This window comes from Mesorhizobium sp. P2_E6 (assembly GCF_056403835.1).
In genome coordinates this window covers 18,489-35,462 of the sequence record NZ_JBFUEQ010000012.1, presented here as the reverse complement: position 1 = coordinate 35,462, position 16,974 = coordinate 18,489, and the positions used below count along the sequence as shown (strand labels likewise).

General features: G+C 63.5%; 16 protein-coding genes. 14 read left to right on the top strand and 2 right to left on the bottom strand.

Features of this window, described 5'->3' with window-relative positions; all coding sequences use genetic code 11:
* Nucleotides 1–18: 18 nt before the first annotated feature.
* Complete coding sequence (fabD, locus tag AC1D08_RS26040) at nt 19–966, bottom strand: ACP S-malonyltransferase (protein ID WP_457151713.1); 948 nt, start codon at nt 964–966, stop codon at nt 19–21.
* A 253-nt stretch (nt 967–1,219) separates the two neighbouring features.
* Between fabD and AC1D08_RS26035 the strand changes: the two genes are divergently transcribed.
* Nucleotides 1,220–3,172: an LTA synthase family protein gene (locus tag AC1D08_RS26035; RefSeq protein ID WP_457151717.1), complete on the top strand. Its 1,953-nt coding sequence runs from the start codon at nt 1,220–1,222 to the stop codon at nt 3,170–3,172.
* A 45-nt stretch (nt 3,173–3,217) separates the two neighbouring features.
* On the opposite strand, the gene AC1D08_RS26030 is transcribed toward AC1D08_RS26035, so the two are convergent.
* Nucleotides 3,218–4,456 carry a TadE/TadG family type IV pilus assembly protein gene (locus AC1D08_RS26030; RefSeq protein WP_457151714.1) on the bottom strand — a complete coding sequence of 413 codons (1,239 nt, stop codon included), beginning with the start codon at nt 4,454–4,456 and terminating at the stop codon, nt 3,218–3,220.
* 467 nt (nt 4,457–4,923) lie between these two features.
* On the opposite strand from AC1D08_RS26030, the gene rpsF reads away from it, so the two are divergent.
* From rpsF to AC1D08_RS25965, 13 genes are all read left to right on the top strand, one after another.
* Complete coding sequence (rpsF, locus tag AC1D08_RS26025; protein WP_023761609.1) at nt 4,924–5,424, top strand: 30S ribosomal protein S6; 501 nt, start codon at nt 4,924–4,926, stop codon at nt 5,422–5,424.
* On the top strand, nt 5,424–5,672 hold the full coding sequence (rpsR, locus tag AC1D08_RS26020; RefSeq protein ID WP_006203718.1) for a 30S ribosomal protein S18: 249 nt from the start codon (nt 5,424–5,426) through the stop codon (nt 5,670–5,672). The genes rpsF and rpsR overlap by 1 nt, the downstream gene beginning before the upstream one ends.
* 215 nt (nt 5,673–5,887) lie before the next feature.
* Entirely contained in the window at nt 5,888–6,472 is a 585-nt protein-coding gene (gene rplI, locus AC1D08_RS26015) for a 50S ribosomal protein L9 (RefSeq protein ID WP_095086410.1), read from the top strand.
* 268 nt (nt 6,473–6,740) lie between these two features.
* Nucleotides 6,741–8,045 (top strand): class I SAM-dependent methyltransferase, encoded by a 1,305-nt coding sequence (locus tag AC1D08_RS26010; protein ID WP_477424393.1) that lies wholly within the window; start codon nt 6,741–6,743, stop codon nt 8,043–8,045.
* Between the two features lie 67 nt (nt 8,046–8,112).
* On the top strand, nt 8,113–8,436 hold the full coding sequence (locus AC1D08_RS26005) for a YnfA family protein (protein WP_457151110.1): 324 nt from the start codon (nt 8,113–8,115) through the stop codon (nt 8,434–8,436).
* A gap of 2 nt (nt 8,437–8,438) precedes the next feature.
* Nucleotides 8,439–9,407: a small ribosomal subunit Rsm22 family protein gene (locus tag AC1D08_RS26000; RefSeq protein ID WP_457151111.1), complete on the top strand. Its 969-nt coding sequence runs from the start codon at nt 8,439–8,441 to the stop codon at nt 9,405–9,407.
* A 220-nt stretch (nt 9,408–9,627) separates the two neighbouring features.
* Nucleotides 9,628–11,118, top strand: a complete 1,491-nt coding sequence (locus AC1D08_RS25995; RefSeq protein ID WP_095086422.1) for a replicative DNA helicase — start codon at nt 9,628–9,630, stop codon at nt 11,116–11,118.
* Between the two features lie 231 nt (nt 11,119–11,349).
* On the top strand, nt 11,350–12,753 hold the full coding sequence (gene radA, locus AC1D08_RS25990) for a DNA repair protein RadA (RefSeq protein ID WP_457151112.1): 1,404 nt from the start codon (nt 11,350–11,352) through the stop codon (nt 12,751–12,753).
* Between the two features lie 85 nt (nt 12,754–12,838).
* Entirely contained in the window at nt 12,839–13,507 is a 669-nt protein-coding gene (locus AC1D08_RS25985) for a CvpA family protein (protein WP_457151113.1), read from the top strand.
* A gap of 104 nt (nt 13,508–13,611) precedes the next feature.
* Nucleotides 13,612–15,081, top strand: coding sequence for an amidophosphoribosyltransferase (gene purF / locus AC1D08_RS25980; RefSeq protein ID WP_095086431.1), 1,470 nt, complete (start codon nt 13,612–13,614; stop codon nt 15,079–15,081).
* 48 nt (nt 15,082–15,129) lie between these two features.
* Nucleotides 15,130–15,870: an SDR family NAD(P)-dependent oxidoreductase gene (locus AC1D08_RS25975; protein ID WP_457151115.1), complete on the top strand. Its 741-nt coding sequence runs from the start codon at nt 15,130–15,132 to the stop codon at nt 15,868–15,870.
* Between the two features lie 79 nt (nt 15,871–15,949).
* Nucleotides 15,950–16,579 carry a hypothetical protein gene (locus tag AC1D08_RS25970; RefSeq protein ID WP_457151116.1) on the top strand — a complete coding sequence of 210 codons (630 nt, stop codon included), beginning with the start codon at nt 15,950–15,952 and terminating at the stop codon, nt 16,577–16,579.
* 168 nt (nt 16,580–16,747) lie between these two features.
* The gene (locus tag AC1D08_RS25965) at nt 16,748–16,966 is read left to right on the top strand and encodes a hypothetical protein (RefSeq protein ID WP_027045347.1); all 219 of its coding nucleotides are present in this window, start codon (nt 16,748–16,750) and stop codon (nt 16,964–16,966) included.
* Nucleotides 16,967–16,974: the final 8 nt, after the last annotated feature.

Here is a 16,974-nt window from a genome sequence, read left to right as displayed (position 1 = left end):
GGGTCAAATGGCACTAGATTAAACAAGCGTCGCCAGCGCCGCCTCGACATCAGCCGCGGAGCCGACCGACGCGGTGGCGATGTCGCGGTTGATGCGCCGCGCCAGGCCTGAAAGCACCTTTCCGGCACCGATCTCGTAAAGCGTGGCGATGCCGTTTGCGCCGAACCATTCCACTGTCTCGCGCCAGCGCACGCGGGCAATCACCTGCTCGACCAGACGCCGCGCGATCTCGTCCGGATCATTGGTCGGGGTGACGGTGACGTTGGAGACGATGGGAACCACCGGGGCGGCCTTCGCCACGCTGCCCAGAGCCTCGCGCATGATCTCGGCCGCCGGCGTCATCAGCGCGGAGTGGAATGGCGCCGAAACCTGCAGCATCAGCGCCCGCTTGGCGCCCTTTTCCGTGCAAAGTTTCGCCGCCAGCTCCACTGCGCCCTTTGTGCCTGAAATGACCAGCTGACCGCCGCCATTGTCGTTCGCCACCTGGCAGACAGAGCCAGCCCCTTGGGCAGCCTCGGCGCAGGCGGCTTCTACATCCGCCTGTTCCAACCCGATGATAGCCGCCATGGCGCCCTCGCCGGCCGGCACCGCCGCCTGCATGGCATTGCCCCGGATGCGCAGCAGCCTGGCGGCATCGGCAACCGAAACGAAGCCGGCGGCCGCGAGCGCCGAATATTCGCCCAGCGAATGGCCGGCGACATAGGCGACCTTGTCCTTCAACGAGAAGCCGCGCGATTCCAATGCCCTGATCGCGGCCAGCGACACCGCCATCAGCGCCGGCTGCGCATTGGCGGTCAGCGTCAACGTCTCCTCCGGCCCTTCCCAGATCAGCTTCGACAGGTTTTCGCCAAGCGCGTCGTCAACCTCCTGGAAGATCCTGCGCGCCTCTGGAAAGGCATCGGCGAGATCCTTGCCCATGCCGACAGCCTGGCTGCCTTGTCCAGGAAAGGTGAATGCAACGGCCATGCGAGGGCTCCCAAGGGCTGGTTTTGCTTGCCTGATAGTCGGGTTTTTCTTGCCTGTGACGCAAGGCAGGCCGCCAAGTCAAGCCCAGTTCGACCCTGGCCGGCGGCACCATCGCCGGCCGAGTGCCTGTTCCGAAAGGCTTTTTGGCGATCACTCCTGATGAAAACCGCTCACGAATCGTTTGCTGGCTCTTCTTATTTCCGCCACAGGCGCTAGCTTTGCGTGACAATTATATGACAATCGAGTGACGAGTTTGTCGCTGGGTGGGGAAGTTAAAGTGGCAAAGAGTTCTAAACGCGTCGGCAAAGCCGCGCCACAGTTCCTGGAAGACGACCCGTCCACCGGCTATCTGCCGGGCAGGACATGGCCGGTCGTGCGCTATGGGCTGGTCAGCCTGGCGATCGCGGCCGTCATGGTGTTTGCGATCGAATTGATCGTGCGCGGCGACTTTGCCGGCACGGTCGCCTTCTTCCTGCAGCCGCTCAAGCCGGGCTGGACCACCATCGTCGTGTTTGCCCTGATCCTGATCGGCCTCGATGCCGTGCTTGGCCGCAGCCACCAGAGCCTGATGATCGTCGCGCCGCTGACGCTTTCCCTTGCCTTCGTCGGCCACCAGAAGTCGCATTATCTCGGCGATCCGCTCTATCCCACCGATTTCCTCTATGCCCGCCAGATCTTCGCGCTGCTGCCGCTCCTGGTGCGCGACCGGCCGATGACCGCGCTCGCCATGGTGGTCGGCATCGTCGCCGGCCTGTCGCTGCTCGTCTATGGCTGGCGGCTATGGCGCCGCAAGGTTCCGGCGCTCAGCCGCAAGGGCCGCCTTGCCCGGCTGACGCTGGCGGTGCCGCTGCTCGCCTTCTTCGTTTCGATCATGGACTACGCCACCTTCTCCTGGACCAGGGACCGGCTGCAGATCATCCCGATCATGTGGGACCAGAAGGAAAACTATGCGTCCAATGGCTTTGCCCTGGCCTTTGCCCTCAACGTGCCGATGGCCCATGTCTCGGCACCGCCAGGCTATTCAGACAAGGCAATCGCGGCGATCGACAGGACCGATGTGACGGCCTCGATGCCGGCAGAGAAACCCGACATCATCATCGTCATGAGCGAATCCTTCTGGGATCCGACCAAGCTGCCCGGCGTCACCATCACGCCCGACCCGATCCCCAACGTGCGCACGTTGCGCTCGGGCTCGATGTTCTCGCCCGAATTCGGCGGCATGACCGCCAACATCGAGTTCGAGGCGCTGACCGGCTTTTCCAATGCCTTCCTGCCGGCCGGCAGCATCCCCTATCAGCAATATGTGCGCACGCCGACGCCTTCGCTCGCAACGTTCCTCAAGAGCCAGGGCTACCGGGCGCGCGCCATCCATCCCGGCACCAACTGGTTCTGGAACCGTGGCGCGGTCTACGCTGATTTCGGCTTCAACGATTTCAAATCAGAAGAGACGCTGCCGCCCTTGCAAAAGCGCGGGCCGCTGGCGTCCGATGCGGCGATGACCGACGAGATCATCAGCGAGGCCGACGCCAGCGATGAGCCGATCTTCTTCTTTGCGGTCAGCCTGCAAAACCACGGCCCCTACGAGCCCAACCGCTATTACAATCCGACCCACACGGTGCAGGCACCGATCAGCCAATGGGCACGCGAATCGCTGCTCAGCTACGCCGAGGGGTCAGCCGACGCCGATCGTGGCCTTGAACGCCTTGTCGAATGGGCGAAGAAACGCTCCCGTCCCACCGTGATCGCCTTCTTCGGCGACCATCTGCCGCCGCTGGGGCCGGTCTATGTCGAAACCGGCTTCCTGAAAGACAATGTCGCGCCGCGCAAGGAACCGACGCCGCAAGCCGCGCTTGAACATCACCAGACGCCGCTGATCATCTGGTCGAACCACTCCGGTCCGGTCGAGAACCTGGGCGCGGTGAGCCCGGCGTTCCTGCCCTATCATATCCTCACCACCGCCGGCATCACCCACCCCTACTACACCGGCTTCCTGGGTGAGATGCGCGAACGCTACCGCGTCGTCGACCGCAATTTGTTGCTGACGCCGACGGGCGAAGCCACGCCAGATTGGTCACGGCAGAAGGAAATCGATCCGACGATCCGCGATTTCCGCCTGCTGCAGTACGACATGATGTTCGGCAAACGCCTCGCGGCGCCGGACTTCTTCCCCGAAACGGTCGACAAAATTGTCGCCCATACGAGTTGAGCCAAACGATCCCGCGAGGCTCGGGCCTGGCGACCCTTCACACGTTCAATCCGTCAATTGCAGCTTCGAGAACTTGTTGGCGATCTGCTGGAAGACGTCCGGCAGTTTGGTCGGATCGTTGACGGCATAGTAGCCGCTCGGATCCGAGGCGCACGCGCTGTAAAGCGAGCGGTTGGCGGCGGTGTCGGATTGCAGCACCATGGTGTAGATTTGCACGCCCTCGTTCTTCAACTGCGTGCAAACGCTTTTGGTCCAGCCGTCGACATTGCGCGCCGCGGTCGCCTGGCTGTCCGATCCAAAACGGCCACCTGCGAGATAGCCATAGGATGTGTAGTCGGACTTCGTCGGCTGTTCGCTGGCGCCATAGACGACGTTCTCGCCGTCGGTGAGCAACAGCACGATCTTGCCATAGGAGGCAGACGGCTTCTGCGCAACTTCGGGATCGTCCGGCGCAAAATACGGAACAAACAGCGTGTCGGGCTCGTCCGGGTCGGGTGGGGTATCGGAAATGTTGTAGGCGCCCGGCCGCGCCTCGACACAGCCCTTCCATCCGGTGTTGTTCCATCCGGGCTCGGTCCATCCGGTCTGCTTGAGCTGCTTGAAGAGCGCCATATGATTGGGACGCTTGCCGTCGATGACCGGGAAATTGACGCCGTTGGTGGAGGACTTGCCGTCCATGTCGATCCAGGACGGGTCGAATTCATCGCCATCGACGTTGACGGCAGTGACGAACGGAACCAGCGAGGCGCGGATCTGGCGCGTCGGCGATTTTGTCGCCTCGAGCGTGTCGAGCAATGATTTGGTCGCCGTCCTCAACGCCGTCATGCGCGCCCCGGCCATGGAGCCGGTGTTGTCCAGCACCAGCACGACTTCGAGCTGGTTGTTCGATTCGACGGCGGAGGCATCGACCTCGATGTGCTTTTCCTTGCCGAACAGGAAGGCAAAGTTGAGAGTGACGTCGGCTGAGGCAACCGCCTTCGTCTTGACGAAATTGACGCCTTTGTCGACCGTCAACGTCGCCTTCGCATTGCCGAGTTCGCCATGGCCGGCGATGTTGGCCTGGAAATAGCGGTCAAAGGCGTCATTGCGGGTGATATCGAGATCGCCCAGATGCGAAGAGGCAAGGTTTGCCGCATCGAGGGCATTCTGCAGGTTGCTCTTGGCCCGCATCAGGGTGGAGACATCGGTTGCGAAGGCGACAGCCGTGAGGATGGCCGGCAACCCCAGCCCCAGCACAAGCGAAAAATTGCCGCTCGTCGAGCGCCAGAACTTGCTAAGAAGCATCCTTACCCCCCGGAAATGCTTGCCGCTTTTGTGCGCGGATTGGCCTGGCTTCTGCGCCTTCCTTGATGAATCGAGCGTTGACTGCAGGATCTCAACTCCACACAACCTGACATTGTGGTTAAGGCCCGGTTGCCGGAAACCACGAAGCCTTGCCATTGTTGCTGCTTGATTTTTTCGCCCCTGCGACACAAGGGAATGCCGCTTGCGCTTGCGTTGTGGGCGGATTGCTGTATAGACGCCCCCAATCTGCCGGTCCCAGCTGGGGGCTGAACGGAGGGCCGGAGGTTTTTTCGAAAACCTTCGTGTGAAGACAGAAGTGCTTCCGCCTCCCGTGTCTCCGCTCTCGACCGTCTCGTCATGCTCCTTTCTTCCCCGCCCCCTTTTACTGGGAACAGCGGGTCAGAGAAGTTGCAGAGGCTTTTGCCGCCGGGAACCGGGAGAGAAACGAAGAAAGGCACTGATACACTATGGCTCTTTACGAACATGTGTTTCTTGCCCGGCAGGACCTCTCGCAGCAGCAGGTCGATGCGCTTGTCGAACAGTACAAGGGCGTCATCTCCGCAAATGGCGGGTCCGTCGGCCGGGTCGAGAACTGGGGACTGAAGTCCCTCACCTACCGGGTCAACAAGAACCGGAAGGCTTACTACACGCTGATGGACCTGAACTGCCCGCCGGCCGCGCTCAACGAGATGGAGCGCCAGATGGGCCTGTCCGAAGACGTGCTGCGTTTCCTGACCATCAAGGTCGAAGCGCATGAGGAAGGCCCGTCGGCCATGATGCAGAAGCGCGAAGAGCGCTCGGAACGCGGCGGCTTCGGCGACCGTGACCGTGGCGATCGTGGTCCGCGCTCGTTTGGCGACCGTGATCGCGGCGACCGTGGCGATCGTCCGCCGCGTTCGTTCGGCGACGCCGGTGCCGATCGTGGTCCGCGCCGTCCGCGCGAAGGCTTTGAAGGGGGTGCAGAATAATGGTCGACATCAACCAGATCCCGACCCGGCGCCCGTTCCATCGCCGCCGCAAGACCTGCCCGTTCTCCGGCGCCAACGCCCCCAAGATCGACTACAAGGACGTGCGTCTGCTTCAGCGCTACATTTCCGAGCGCGGCAAGATCGTGCCGTCGCGCATCACCGCCGTCAGCCAGAAGAAGCAGCGCGAACTCGCCAAGGCGATCAAGCGCGCCCGCTTCCTCGGCCTGCTGCCCTACGTGGTTCGCTAAGACTTTCGAGCGGGCGGCTTGCCGCCCGCTTTCTTCACCTCGGCGACGGGCGCCGCGGGATCGCATTCAAATCCCGAGTTGAGGTCAAACCTCTAACTGCCTGAACAGGCAGGACAGCGACACCGGCGCCAAGGCGCGCCCCAAGCTTCCTGACCTGTTCCCAAGACAATTCGGCGTCGATCGCATGATTGCCGCCCAACGGAAGGAACAAAACCATGGAAGTCATTCTTCTCGAACGCGTTTCCCGCCTCGGCCAGATGGGCGATACCGTCAAGGTCAAGGACGGCTTTGCCCGTAACTTCCTGCTGCCGCAGGGCAAGGCGCTGCGCGCCAACGAAGCCAACAAGAAGAAGTTCGAAGGCCAGCGCGCCCAACTCGAAGCCCGCAACCTCGAGCGCAAGTCGGAAGCCAGCCAGGTCGCCGAAAAGCTCGACGGCAAGAGCTTCATCGCCGTGCGTTCGGCTGGCGAAACCGGCCAGCTCTACGGCTCGGTGTCGACCCGTGACATCGCGGATCTGCTGACAGCGGAAGGCTTCACGGTCAACCGCAACCAGATCCTGCTCAACCAGCCGATCAAGACCATCGGCCTCACCAATGTGGCGATCGCGCTGCATCCGGAAGTCGAGGTCACGATCACGCTCAACATCGCCCGCACGGCCGACGAAGCCGAACGCCAGGCCAAGGGTGAGACGCTGACCACCGCCGAAGCCATCTATGGCGACGACATCAACGACAATGCGCGGCCGGAAAACTTCTTCGACCCGAACACCGAGTTCGAAGGCGGCGAAGACAACGCCTGACGATTTGAGTTGCCGGTGCGCCCTTCCGGGCGTGCCGCACTTTAGCTTCCCAGTTGGCCTCAGCCATACTGGACCAATGCCCGGGTCTCTCGCCCGGGCATTTTTGTGCCAAATGGAACTTTTCGAACCCCTATATATTGATGCAGACTACAGCGTCGCGCGTCCTTTGGCCGCGCAAAGGACGCTGGCGCACGATCCCTTTCCCGAAAGTCGATCTCGATTTTCGGGGTCGTGGGCCGAGACAGCCTGTCTGAGGGGACATTTGGTCATGAATATTCTGCTGAAGCGCGTTCTCGACCGCCTGGTGCGCACCGGCAATCTCAAGGTAACTGGCCCCAAGGGCGCTGCGGTGGTGTTCGGCGACGGCAGCGGCGAGCCGGTGCACATGCACATCAAGACCGCGCATGCCGAGCGGGCCATCACCTTCGATCCGATGCTGGCGGTGCCGGAAGCCTACATGGACGGCGAGCTCGACATTCTCGAAGGCGGCGTGCTGGGTGTGATGCGCATCGCCTTCCAGAACATGGGCAGCGGCGGCATCGACGCCACATGGTCGAAAGCCATCGAAGGCCTGCGCCATGCCTTCCGCCGCCTGCAGCAGATCAATACCGCCTCGCGCTCGCGCCGCAACGTGCAGCGCCACTACGACCTGTCGGGCGACCTCTACCGGCTCTTCCTCGACGAGGACATGCAGTATTCCTGCGCCTATTTCGAGCAGCCGGACATGACGCTCGACGAAGCGCAGGCCGCGAAGAAACGCCACATCGCCGCCAAGCTCAGGCTGAAGGCCGGCCAGACGGTGCTCGACATCGGGTCCGGCTGGGGCGGGCTCAGCCTCTATCTCGCCAAGGCGTTCGATGTCGACGTGCAAGGTGTGACGCTGTCGACCGAACAGCATGGCGTCGCCACCGACCGCGCGCACGCGCAAGGGTTGGAAAGCCGCGTGCATTTCGAGCTCAAGGACTACCGCGAGCTCAACGAGCGTTTCGACCGCATCGTCTCGGTCGGCATGTTCGAGCATGTCGGCGTCAACCATTACCGCACCTTCTTCGACAAGTCGACGACGCTGCTCAAGCCGGATGGCGTCATGCTGTTGCACACGATCGGCCGTTCCGGCGTGCCGTGGGCGACCACCGCCTTCGTCCGCAAATACATCTTCCCGGGCGGCTATGTCCCTTCGCTCTCCGAAGTCATGCCGGCGATCGAGAAGTCGGGGCTAGTCGTCACCGACATCGAAATCCTGCGGTTGCACTATGCCGACACGCTGAAGCACTGGGGCGAGCGCTTCGCCGCCAACCGCGACAAGGCCAAGGCGATCTACGACGAGCGCTTCTGCCGCATGTGGGAGTTCTACCTGGCCGCCTCGGAAGCCGCTTTCCGCTGGCAGGATCTGGTGATCTTCCAGATCCAGATCGCCAAGAAGAACGACACCTTGCCGACGACGCGCGAGTACATGGCCAAATGCGAGAAGGCGCTTGAGATGCGCGATATGGGTCACCGTGAAACGGATCCCATCGAGAAAAGCCCGGTAGCCAAGGCAACTCGCCGCCGCAAGGTCGCGGACCAGAAATAGCATTGCGGCTTGCCATTGCCGGCGCCTGCACTGAAAAAGGTCCAGTGATCGCCACCGGACCTTTTTCATGACCTATGTCCTCTACGTCGCTGCTGCCCTGGCCGAGATCGCAGGCTGCTTTTCGTTCTGGGCGTGGTGGCGGCTGGAGAAGTCGCCGCTGTGGCTGCTCCCCGGTCTCGCCTCGCTCGCTCTATTCGGCTTCCTGCTGGCGCTGGTCGATGCCAATGCCGCCGGCCGCGCCTACGCCGCCTATGGCGGCATCTATATCGCGGCGTCGCTTGGCTGGCTGTGGCTGGCGGAGGGCGTGCGCCCCGACCGCTGGGACCTCGCAGGAGCTGCGCTCTGCATTGTCGGCGCCTCTGTGATCCTCGTCGCGCCACGCGGAGCCTGAGCATGGAGTTACCGGCCCCACTTCGCCAGGGTGTCGAGCGTCTGCTCGAGAACGTTCCGCTGGCGACACTCAAGCAGGCGGCAAAAACGCTGTCCGACCGGTACCGCGCCGAACTGCGCGATGGTCGGCTGCATATGGCTGAGAACCTGGCCGTGCAAGCCTACCTGGCGACGCGGCTGCCGGCGACCTACGCCGCCGTGCGCGCCAGCCTCGATGCGCTCGGCGACGCCAGGCCCGGCTTTCAACCCAAGAGCCTGCTCGATGTCGGCGCCGGTCCTGGTACGGTGCTTTGGGCCACGAGCGACTTGTGGCCCGATCTCGAACAGGCGGTGCTGTTCGAAGCCAGCGCCGCGGCGCGCAGGGTCGGCGAGACGCTTGCCGCCGGCGCGATTGCCGCCCGAACCAGATGGCTGGCCGGCGACGCCACCATCGACCTTGCCGACATCGAGCCGGCCGATCTGGTCACTTGCGCCTATGTGCTCGACGAAATTGTCCCTGCGTCTCTGCCAAAGCTCATCGGTCGGCTGTGGCAACTCACCGGCGATACGCTGCTGGTCGTCGAGCCGGGCACGCCGGCCGGATGGCAGCGCATCCTTGCCGTGCGCCGGCAACTGATCGAGGCGGGCGCGCATGTGCAGGCACCCTGCCCGCATCAGGCGCCCTGCCCGCTCGCCCCGCCCGACTGGTGCCATTTCTCCCGCCGCGTCGCCCGCTCGCGCCTGCACCGGCTGGCCAAGGATGCCGACGTGCCGTGGGAGGACGAGAAGTTCATCTATGTCGCCGCTTCGCGACAGCCTGCTCCTTCCCCTCAGGCACGGGTCATCGCGCCGCCAAAATCAGGATCCGGCAAGGTGTTGCTGAAACTTTGCGAGAGCAACGGCAGTGCCGGCGAAAGGCTGTTCACCAAGCGCGACGGCGAGACTTTCAAGGCAGCGCGGCGGTCGGACTGGGGCGACGTTCTGGAGATTTGACCGGCACAATTGTTCTTGCTTCGTTCTTGTTTTTCGTGTAGATTGTTCCTCTGCCGAGTCAACAGAAATCGGGGGACGGGAATTCTGTCCTGTGGACGATTTGTTGTTCCTGTGAACAAGCGAACATTGATGTTGGTTGGCATCGGCACTGTTGCAGATAAGTCAGCACTGACTTTTGTCATTCTGGTATCGAAGAGCCGGGATCGAAATCGGGGATATCATGGCAGAGGCAGCGCGAAAATTCGGCGTCGCGGAAACACCGCTTTATCGTGAAGCGCCAAACAACATCGAGGCCGAGCAGGCGCTGCTCGGCGCCATCCTGGTCAACAACGACGCCTTCTACCGCGTCTCGGACTTTCTGAAGGCCGGCCATTTCTACGAGCCGCTGCACCGCAAGATCTATGAGGTGGCGTCCGAGTTCATCCGCATGGGCAAGGTGGCGACGCCGATCACGCTGAAAACCTTCCTGCCGGCCGATGAGAAGGTCGGCGACATGACGATGGCGCAATATGTCGTGCGGCTGGCGGTGGAAGCCGTCACCGTCGTCAACGCCACCGACTATGGCCGCGCCATCTATGACCTTGCGACGCGTCGCGCGCTGATCACCGTCGGCGAGGACATGGTCAACATTGCCTATGACGCGCCGGTCGACATGGCGCCCACCGAACAGATCGAGGATGCCGAGCGGCGGCTGTTCGAGCTGGCCGAAAACGGCCGCTACGATGGCGGGTTCGAGAGTTTTTCCGACGCGTTGAAGAACGCCGTGGACATGGCCAGTGCCGCCTATATGCGCGATGGGCACCTGTCCGGCATTGCCACCGGCCTGCGCGATCTCGACCACCGCATGGGCGGCCTGCAGCCGTCGGATTTGATCATCATCGCCGGCCGTCCGGGCATGGGCAAGACGTCGCTCGCCACCAACATCGCCTACAACATCGCTGCCGCCTATGAGCCTGCCCAGCAGGCGGACGGCTCCGTCAAGGCGGCCAATGGCGGCGTCGTCGGCTTCTTCTCGCTCGAAATGTCGTCGGAGCAATTGGCCACCCGCATCATTTCCGAGCAGACCGAGATCCCATCGTCGAAAATCAGGCGCGGCGACCTGACGGAAGCCGATTTCGGCAAGCTTGTCGCCTACACGCAGGAGAACCACAAACGCCCGCTCTACATCGACCAGACGGGCGGTATCTCGATTGCCCAGCTTGCGGCGCGCGCCCGCCGCCTCAAGCGCCAGCGCGGGCTGGATCTGATGGTCATCGACTATATCCAGCTCATGCAGGGTTCGTCCGCCAAGGCGTCGCAGAACCGCGTCCAGGAAATCACCGAGATCACCACCGGACTGAAGGCGCTCGGCAAGGAACTTGGCGTACCGATCATCGCGCTCTCACAGCTCTCGCGTCAGGTCGAAAGCCGCGACGACAAGCATCCTCAGCTGTCCGACTTGCGCGAATCGGGTTCGATCGAGCAGGACGCCGACGTGGTGCTGTTTGTGTATCGTGAGGAATATTACATCAAAAACAAGGAGCCCGAGAAAGGCACGCCCGAGCACCTCGCCTGGGAAACAAAGATGGTCGAGGTCCAGGGCAAGGCCGAAGTGATCATCGCCAAGCAGCGCCATGGACCGACCGGGACCGTCAGCCTTGCCTTCCAGGGCGAATTCACCCGCTTCTCCGACCTCGCCGAAGAGCATCATTTGCCGGAAAGGTTCGAGTGAGTTTTTGATCTACCCTCGCATTCCGTCACACCCCCCTCTGCCCTGCCGGGCATCTCCCCCGCAAGGGGAGAGATCGGCAGTTTCATTTGCGGCGCCCTCTCTTCAACCTGGGCGATTGGCGAAGACGGTGATGACATCCAATCTCCCCCCTTGCGGGGGAGATGTCCGGCAGGACAGAGGGGGGTGGGCAGGATCGCCAACTCCCGATTACTTCCAGGCAGCATCCAACTGATGGCCAAATCGCGGGTTCAGTTCATCTGCCAGAATTGCGGATCGGTGCATCAGCGCTGGGCCGGCAAATGCGATGCCTGCGGCGAGTGGAACACGCTGGTCGAGGAAGGCACGTCCGGCGGCATCGGCTCAGGGCCGGCCAACACGCGAAACGCCCGCAAGGGCCGCGCAGTGGTGCTGACAACGCTGTCGGGCGACATCGAGGACGCGCCGCGAATCATCTCGGGCATCGGCGAACTCGATCGCGCCACCGGTGGCGGCTTCGTGCGCGGCTCGGCGCTGCTGGTCGGCGGCGATCCTGGCATCGGCAAGTCGACGCTGCTCACCCAGGCCGCGGCTGCACTCGCGTCAAAAGGCCACCGCGTCGTCTACGTCTCGGGCGAAGAGGCCGTCGCGCAGATCAGGTTGCGGGCGCAGCGGCTCGGTGTTGCCGCCACGCCGGTGGAACTTGCCGCCGAGACCAATGTCGAGGACATCCTCGCCACCATCGCCGACGGCAGGCGGCCGGACCTGGTGATCCTCGATTCGATCCAGACGCTGTGGACCGACCTTGCCGATTCGGCGCCAGGCACCGTCACCCAGGTGCGCGCCGCCGCCCAGGCGATGATCCGCTATGCGAAATCCACGGGTGCGGCGATCGTCCTGGTCGGCCATGTCACCAAGGAAGGCCAGATCGCCGGGCCGCGCGTCGTCGAGCATATGGTCGATGCCGTGCTCTACTTCGAGGGCGAAGGCGGCCACCATTTCCGCATCCTGCGTACGGTGAAGAACCGGTTTGGGCCGACCGACGAGATCGGCGTCTTCGAAATGTCGGACAAGGGCCTGCGCGAGGTCGCCAACCCGTCCGAGCTTTTTCTCGGCGAGCGCCACGCGAAATCACCGGGTGCCGCGGTTTTCGCCGGCATGGAGGGCACAAGGCCTGTGCTGGTGGAGATCCAGGCGCTGGTCGCCCCCTCCTCGCTCGGCACGCCGCGCCGCGCGGTCGTCGGCTGGGACGGCGCCCGGCTGTCGATGATCCTGGCGGTTCTGGAAGCCCATTGCGGCGTGCGCTTCGGGAGCCACGATGTCTATCTCAACGTCGCCGGCGGCTATCGCATTTCGGAGCCCGCAGCCGACCTGGCGGTGGCGGCGGCCCTGGTTTCCTCGCTCACCGGTCTTGCCCTTCCCGCCGATTGCGTCTATTTCGGCGAAATCAGCCTTTCGGGCGCCGTGAGGCCGGTTGCGCATGCGCAACAGCGCCTCAAGGAAGCCGAAAAGCTGGGTTTTGGAAGCGCGGTTCTGCCCTTGGGCAGCGAGGAACTTGCCGGGGGGATCGGGGCCGGCGCTTTCCAGCCAACCGAGCTTGCCGACCTCGTGGCACGCATAGCCGGCACACGCCGAAGCCGCGTGGACGAGCAAGACTAGAGCATCGGACCGAAAACGGGGAAACCGGTTTTGGGAAACCCGATGCTCCGCGCTATAATGCGGCTCATGGAGTGGGGCGAAAGACATGCCGATTACGCTGCTTGACGGAATTCTCGTCGGCTTCACCCTGGTCTCGGCGATGCTCGCCATGGTTCGCGGCTTCTCACGCGAAATCCTGTCCGTCGTCTCCTGGGCAGCGGCAGCAGCGGCGGCGTTCTTCTTCTACAAGCCGGTGCTGCCTTACCTCAAGCCTTACATCGACAACGAAAAGATCGCCATGGCGGCCGCCGCCGGCATCGTCTTCGTCATCGCGCTGATCGTCGTCTCGGTCATCACAATGAAGCTCGCCGACTGGATCATCGATTCCAGGATCGGCGCTCTCGACCGCACGCTCGGCTTTCTCTACGGCGCGGCGCGCGGCATTCTGGTCGTTGCCGTCGCGCTCCTGTTCTTCAACTGGCTGGCTGGCGCCAAGGCACCGGCATGGGTCACGGATGCCAAGTCGCGGCCGTTGCTGGAGCAGATCGGCGCCAAGCTCGAAAGCCTGCTGCCCGAGGATCCGGAAAACGCCATCCTCAAGAAGCTCAACCCGAATCAGCCGGCTGCTGAGACGCCCGCTGCTCCGGACGCACCGGCGGCGGATGCCCCGGCGGGTGGCGAGGATGCCAACACGCCCGCTCCCGACGATGACGCCGCAGCACCGCCCGCGGAGAACGCTCCGGCCAATCCAGCGCCGGCTGCACCGGCAAACTGACGCCCGGAACGGGCGCCGGAAACTGACGATGGTGCGAACGGCTGCACGGGCGCGTTGCTTTCGACGCGAACCCGCACTATATGGCGATTTTAGCGGAGCTTAAGATGGCAGACGCAGACGACGTGCTTTCCGCCGAGGCCGACGACCATTTCCACGACGAATGCGGCGTGTTCGGCATTTTCGGCCGGCAGGATGCGGCAGCCATCGTCACACTTGGCCTGCATGCGCTGCAGCATCGCGGCCAGGAAGCGGCCGGCATCGTTTCCTATGACGGCACCCAGTTCCATGTCGAACGCCATGTCGGCCTGATCGGCGACACCTTCACCAAGCAGCGCGTCATCGACAGCCTGCAAGGCAACCGTGCCATCGGCCATACGCGTTACGCCACGACAGGCGGCGCCGGCATGCGCAACATCCAACCCTTCTTCGCCGAACTGGCCGATGGCGGCTTTGCAGTCGCCCACAACGGCAATTTGACCAATGCCATGACCGTTCAGCGGGCGTTGCAGAAGCAGGGTGCGATCTTCTCCTCCACCTCCGATACCGAGACGCTGTTGCACCTCGTCGCCACCAGCAAGGAGCGCGATTTGAACTCGCGTTTCATCGACGCGGTGCGCCAGGTCGAGGGCGCCTTCTCGCTGGTGGCGATGACATCCAAGAAGATGATCGGCTGCCGCGATCCGCTCGGCATTCGGCCGCTGGTGCTCGGCGATCTCGACGGCGCCTGGATCCTGGCGTCGGAAACCTGCGCGCTCGACATCATCGGCGCGCGATTCGTGCGCGATCTCAAGCCCGGCGAGATGGTTGTCGTCACGTCCAAGGGTATTGAAAGCCTGTTCCCGTTCGAGCCGCAGAAGACCCGCTTCTGCATCTTCGAATATGTCTACTTCGCCCGGCCGGATTCCTCGGTCGAGGGCCGCAACGTCTATGAAGTGCGCAAGCGCATCGGCGCCGAATTGGCGCAGGAAAGCCCGGTCGAGGCCGACATCGTCGTGCCGGTGCCGGATTCGGGCACGCCGGCCGCGATCGGCTTTTCGCAAGCCGCCGGTATTCCCTTCGAACTCGGCATCATCCGCAACCACTATGTCGGCCGGACCTTCATCCAGCCGGGCGATTCGATCCGCCACATGGGCGTCAAGCTGAAGCACAACGCCAACCGCCGCATGATCGAGGGCAAGCGCGTGGTGCTGGTCGACGACAGCATCGTGCGCGGCACCACCAGCCAGAAGATCGTGCAGATGGTGCGCGATGCCGGCGCCAGGGAAGTGCATATGCGCATCGCCTCGCCGCCGACGCGCGCCTCCTGCTTCTACGGCGTCGACACGCCGGAAAAATCGAAGCTTCTGGCATCGCGGATGTCGGTGGAAGAAATGGCCGAGTTCATCCGGGTCGATTCGCTCGGCTTCCTCACCATTGATGGCCTCTATCGCGCCGTCGGCGAGGCCAGCCGCGACAACGACCAGCCGCAGTTCTGCGATGCCTGCTTCACCGGCCAGTATCCGACCCGCCTGCTCGACTTCGAAGGCCACGACAATGTGCGCACGCTGTCGCTGCTGGCGACGAGCGGGTCGTAGGATTGCCGCACCGTCATCCGCGTTCGTGAAATTCCCGGAATCCATAGCATGACCCTCGACCTTACCGGCCGCGTTGCGGTCGTCACCGGCGCCTCGCGCGGCATCGGCTATTTCATCGCCAAGGAGTTGGCTGCAGCCGGCGCGCATGTGATCGCCGTAGCGCGTACCGTCGGCGGGCTGGAAGAGCTCGACGACCAGATCAAGGCGGCCGGCGGCCAGGCGACGCTGGTGCCACTCGATCTTGCCGACATGGCCGGCATCGACCGGCTGGGCGGGGCCATCCATGAGCGCTGGGGCAAGCTCGACATTCTCGTCGCCAATGCCGGCGTGCTCGGCGTGATCTCACCGATCGGCCATGTCGAGGCGAAAACGTTCGAGAAGGTGATGACCATCAACGTCACCTCGACATGGCGGCTGATCCGCTCGGTCGATCCGCTGCTGCGGCTGTCCGACGCCGGCCGCGCCATTTTGCTGTCCGCGAATTCGGCCCACTCGGCGCGCGCCTTCTGGGCGCCCTACGCGGCGTCCAAAGCGGCGGTCGAGACGATGATGCGCTCCTGGGCGCATGAGACGCAAAGCTTGCCGCTCAGGATCAACGCCGCCGACCCCGGCCCCACCCGCACCGCGATGCGCGCCCAGGCTGTACCCGGCGAGGATCCGGCTACACTGCCGCACCCCTCGGAGGTCGCCAAACTTATCGTGCCGCTGGCCAGTCCGGACCTGAAGGAGACCGGATTGATCTTCCAGGCCAAGCACAACCGCTTTGTCGCCTATCGTCAGCCGGAATAGCTGCTTTTTGCCGGAAGATTTTCGGCACCGCCGACGTTCTTCGAATGTCACACATTCGAAACCTGAACGGAGGACCACCATGCGCAGACTGCTTCTCGCCACCGCCGCCGCCCTTATCGCGGCCGCCGGCGCCGCCTATTCGCAAGACGCAAAGATGAGCTTCTTCGTCACCAGCGTTGGCTCCGGCAAGGGTGCCGACCTCGGCGGCCTCAAGGGTGCGGACGCGCATTGCGCCTCGCTGGCGGAAGCCGCCGGCGTCACCGGCAAGAGCTGGGCCGCCTATCTGTCGACCAGCGATACCGACGCGCGCGACCGCATCGGCAAGGGGCCGTGGGTGAACGCCAAGGGTGTGACGATCGCCGACGATGTCGCCTCATTGCACGGCGACGCCAATGGCATCACCAAGCAGACGGCGCTGAACGAGAAGGGCGAAGTGGTCAACGGCCGTGGCGACAAGCCAAACCGCCACGACATGCTGACCGGCTCCAAACCCGATGGCACGAAGATCGCCGACCAGACCTGCGGCGACTGGACGATGAGCGGAGCGGAAGGTGCGGCGATGATGGGCCATCACGACCGCACCGGCCTCGACGATTCGGCGGCCGCCAAATCCTGGAACTCCTCGCATGCCTCGCGTGGCGGCTGCAGCCAAGAGGCGCTGAAGGGCACCGGCGGTGACGGCCTGTTTTATTGTTTTGCCACCAACTAAGCCCGCCTGGGTTTAGATCTGGGCCCAGATCCGCCATCGCATCACGCGGCTGTGATGTCATGGCGGAAGGCTGCGCGGCGGTCATGCTTTCGTCATTTCGGCGGAGTTGATAGGATCGCAGCGACTCCCGCAACAAGCGCCCCAATTGGGCAGAACAAGGACATCCCCATGGCAACGACCGCAGCGTTGGTCTGGTATCTGGTAATCGCCGGCCCGCAGGGCGGCATGGTCGTGCTGCCCAGCACCTTCGACAAGCGCGAACAGTGCACCGCCGCCATCACCGAATATCAGAAGCAGCCGACACCGACCGGCTGGTCGGTGCAATGCGTGCCGAGCGCCTCGCCCTTCACCGACGAGGGCGACGCCGAAGAGCCGGCAGCGCAGTAAGCATCCGG

Coding starts and splice junctions, on each gene's coding strand:
- fabD (WP_457151713.1), bottom strand. CDS start 966: ATGGCCGTTGCATTCACCTTTCCTGGACAAGGCAGCCAGGCTGTCGGC.
- AC1D08_RS26030 (WP_457151714.1), bottom strand. CDS start 4,456: ATGCTTCTTAGCAAGTTCTGGCGCTCGACGAGCGGCAATTTTTCGCTT.
- rpsF (WP_023761609.1), top strand. CDS start 4,924: ATGGCTCTTTACGAACATGTGTTTCTTGCCCGGCAGGACCTCTCGCAG.
- rpsR (WP_006203718.1), top strand. CDS start 5,424: ATGGTCGACATCAACCAGATCCCGACCCGGCGCCCGTTCCATCGCCGC.
- rplI (WP_095086410.1), top strand. CDS start 5,888: ATGGAAGTCATTCTTCTCGAACGCGTTTCCCGCCTCGGCCAGATGGGC.
- AC1D08_RS26010 (WP_477424393.1), top strand. CDS start 6,741: ATGAATATTCTGCTGAAGCGCGTTCTCGACCGCCTGGTGCGCACCGGC.
- AC1D08_RS26005 (WP_457151110.1), top strand. CDS start 8,113: ATGACCTATGTCCTCTACGTCGCTGCTGCCCTGGCCGAGATCGCAGGC.
- AC1D08_RS26000 (WP_457151111.1), top strand. CDS start 8,439: ATGGAGTTACCGGCCCCACTTCGCCAGGGTGTCGAGCGTCTGCTCGAG.
- AC1D08_RS25995 (WP_095086422.1), top strand. CDS start 9,628: ATGGCAGAGGCAGCGCGAAAATTCGGCGTCGCGGAAACACCGCTTTAT.
- radA (WP_457151112.1), top strand. CDS start 11,350: ATGGCCAAATCGCGGGTTCAGTTCATCTGCCAGAATTGCGGATCGGTG.
- AC1D08_RS25985 (WP_457151113.1), top strand. CDS start 12,839: ATGCCGATTACGCTGCTTGACGGAATTCTCGTCGGCTTCACCCTGGTC.
- purF (WP_095086431.1), top strand. CDS start 13,612: ATGGCAGACGCAGACGACGTGCTTTCCGCCGAGGCCGACGACCATTTC.
- AC1D08_RS25975 (WP_457151115.1), top strand. CDS start 15,130: ATGACCCTCGACCTTACCGGCCGCGTTGCGGTCGTCACCGGCGCCTCG.
- AC1D08_RS25970 (WP_457151116.1), top strand. CDS start 15,950: ATGCGCAGACTGCTTCTCGCCACCGCCGCCGCCCTTATCGCGGCCGCC.
- AC1D08_RS25965 (WP_027045347.1), top strand. CDS start 16,748: ATGGCAACGACCGCAGCGTTGGTCTGGTATCTGGTAATCGCCGGCCCG.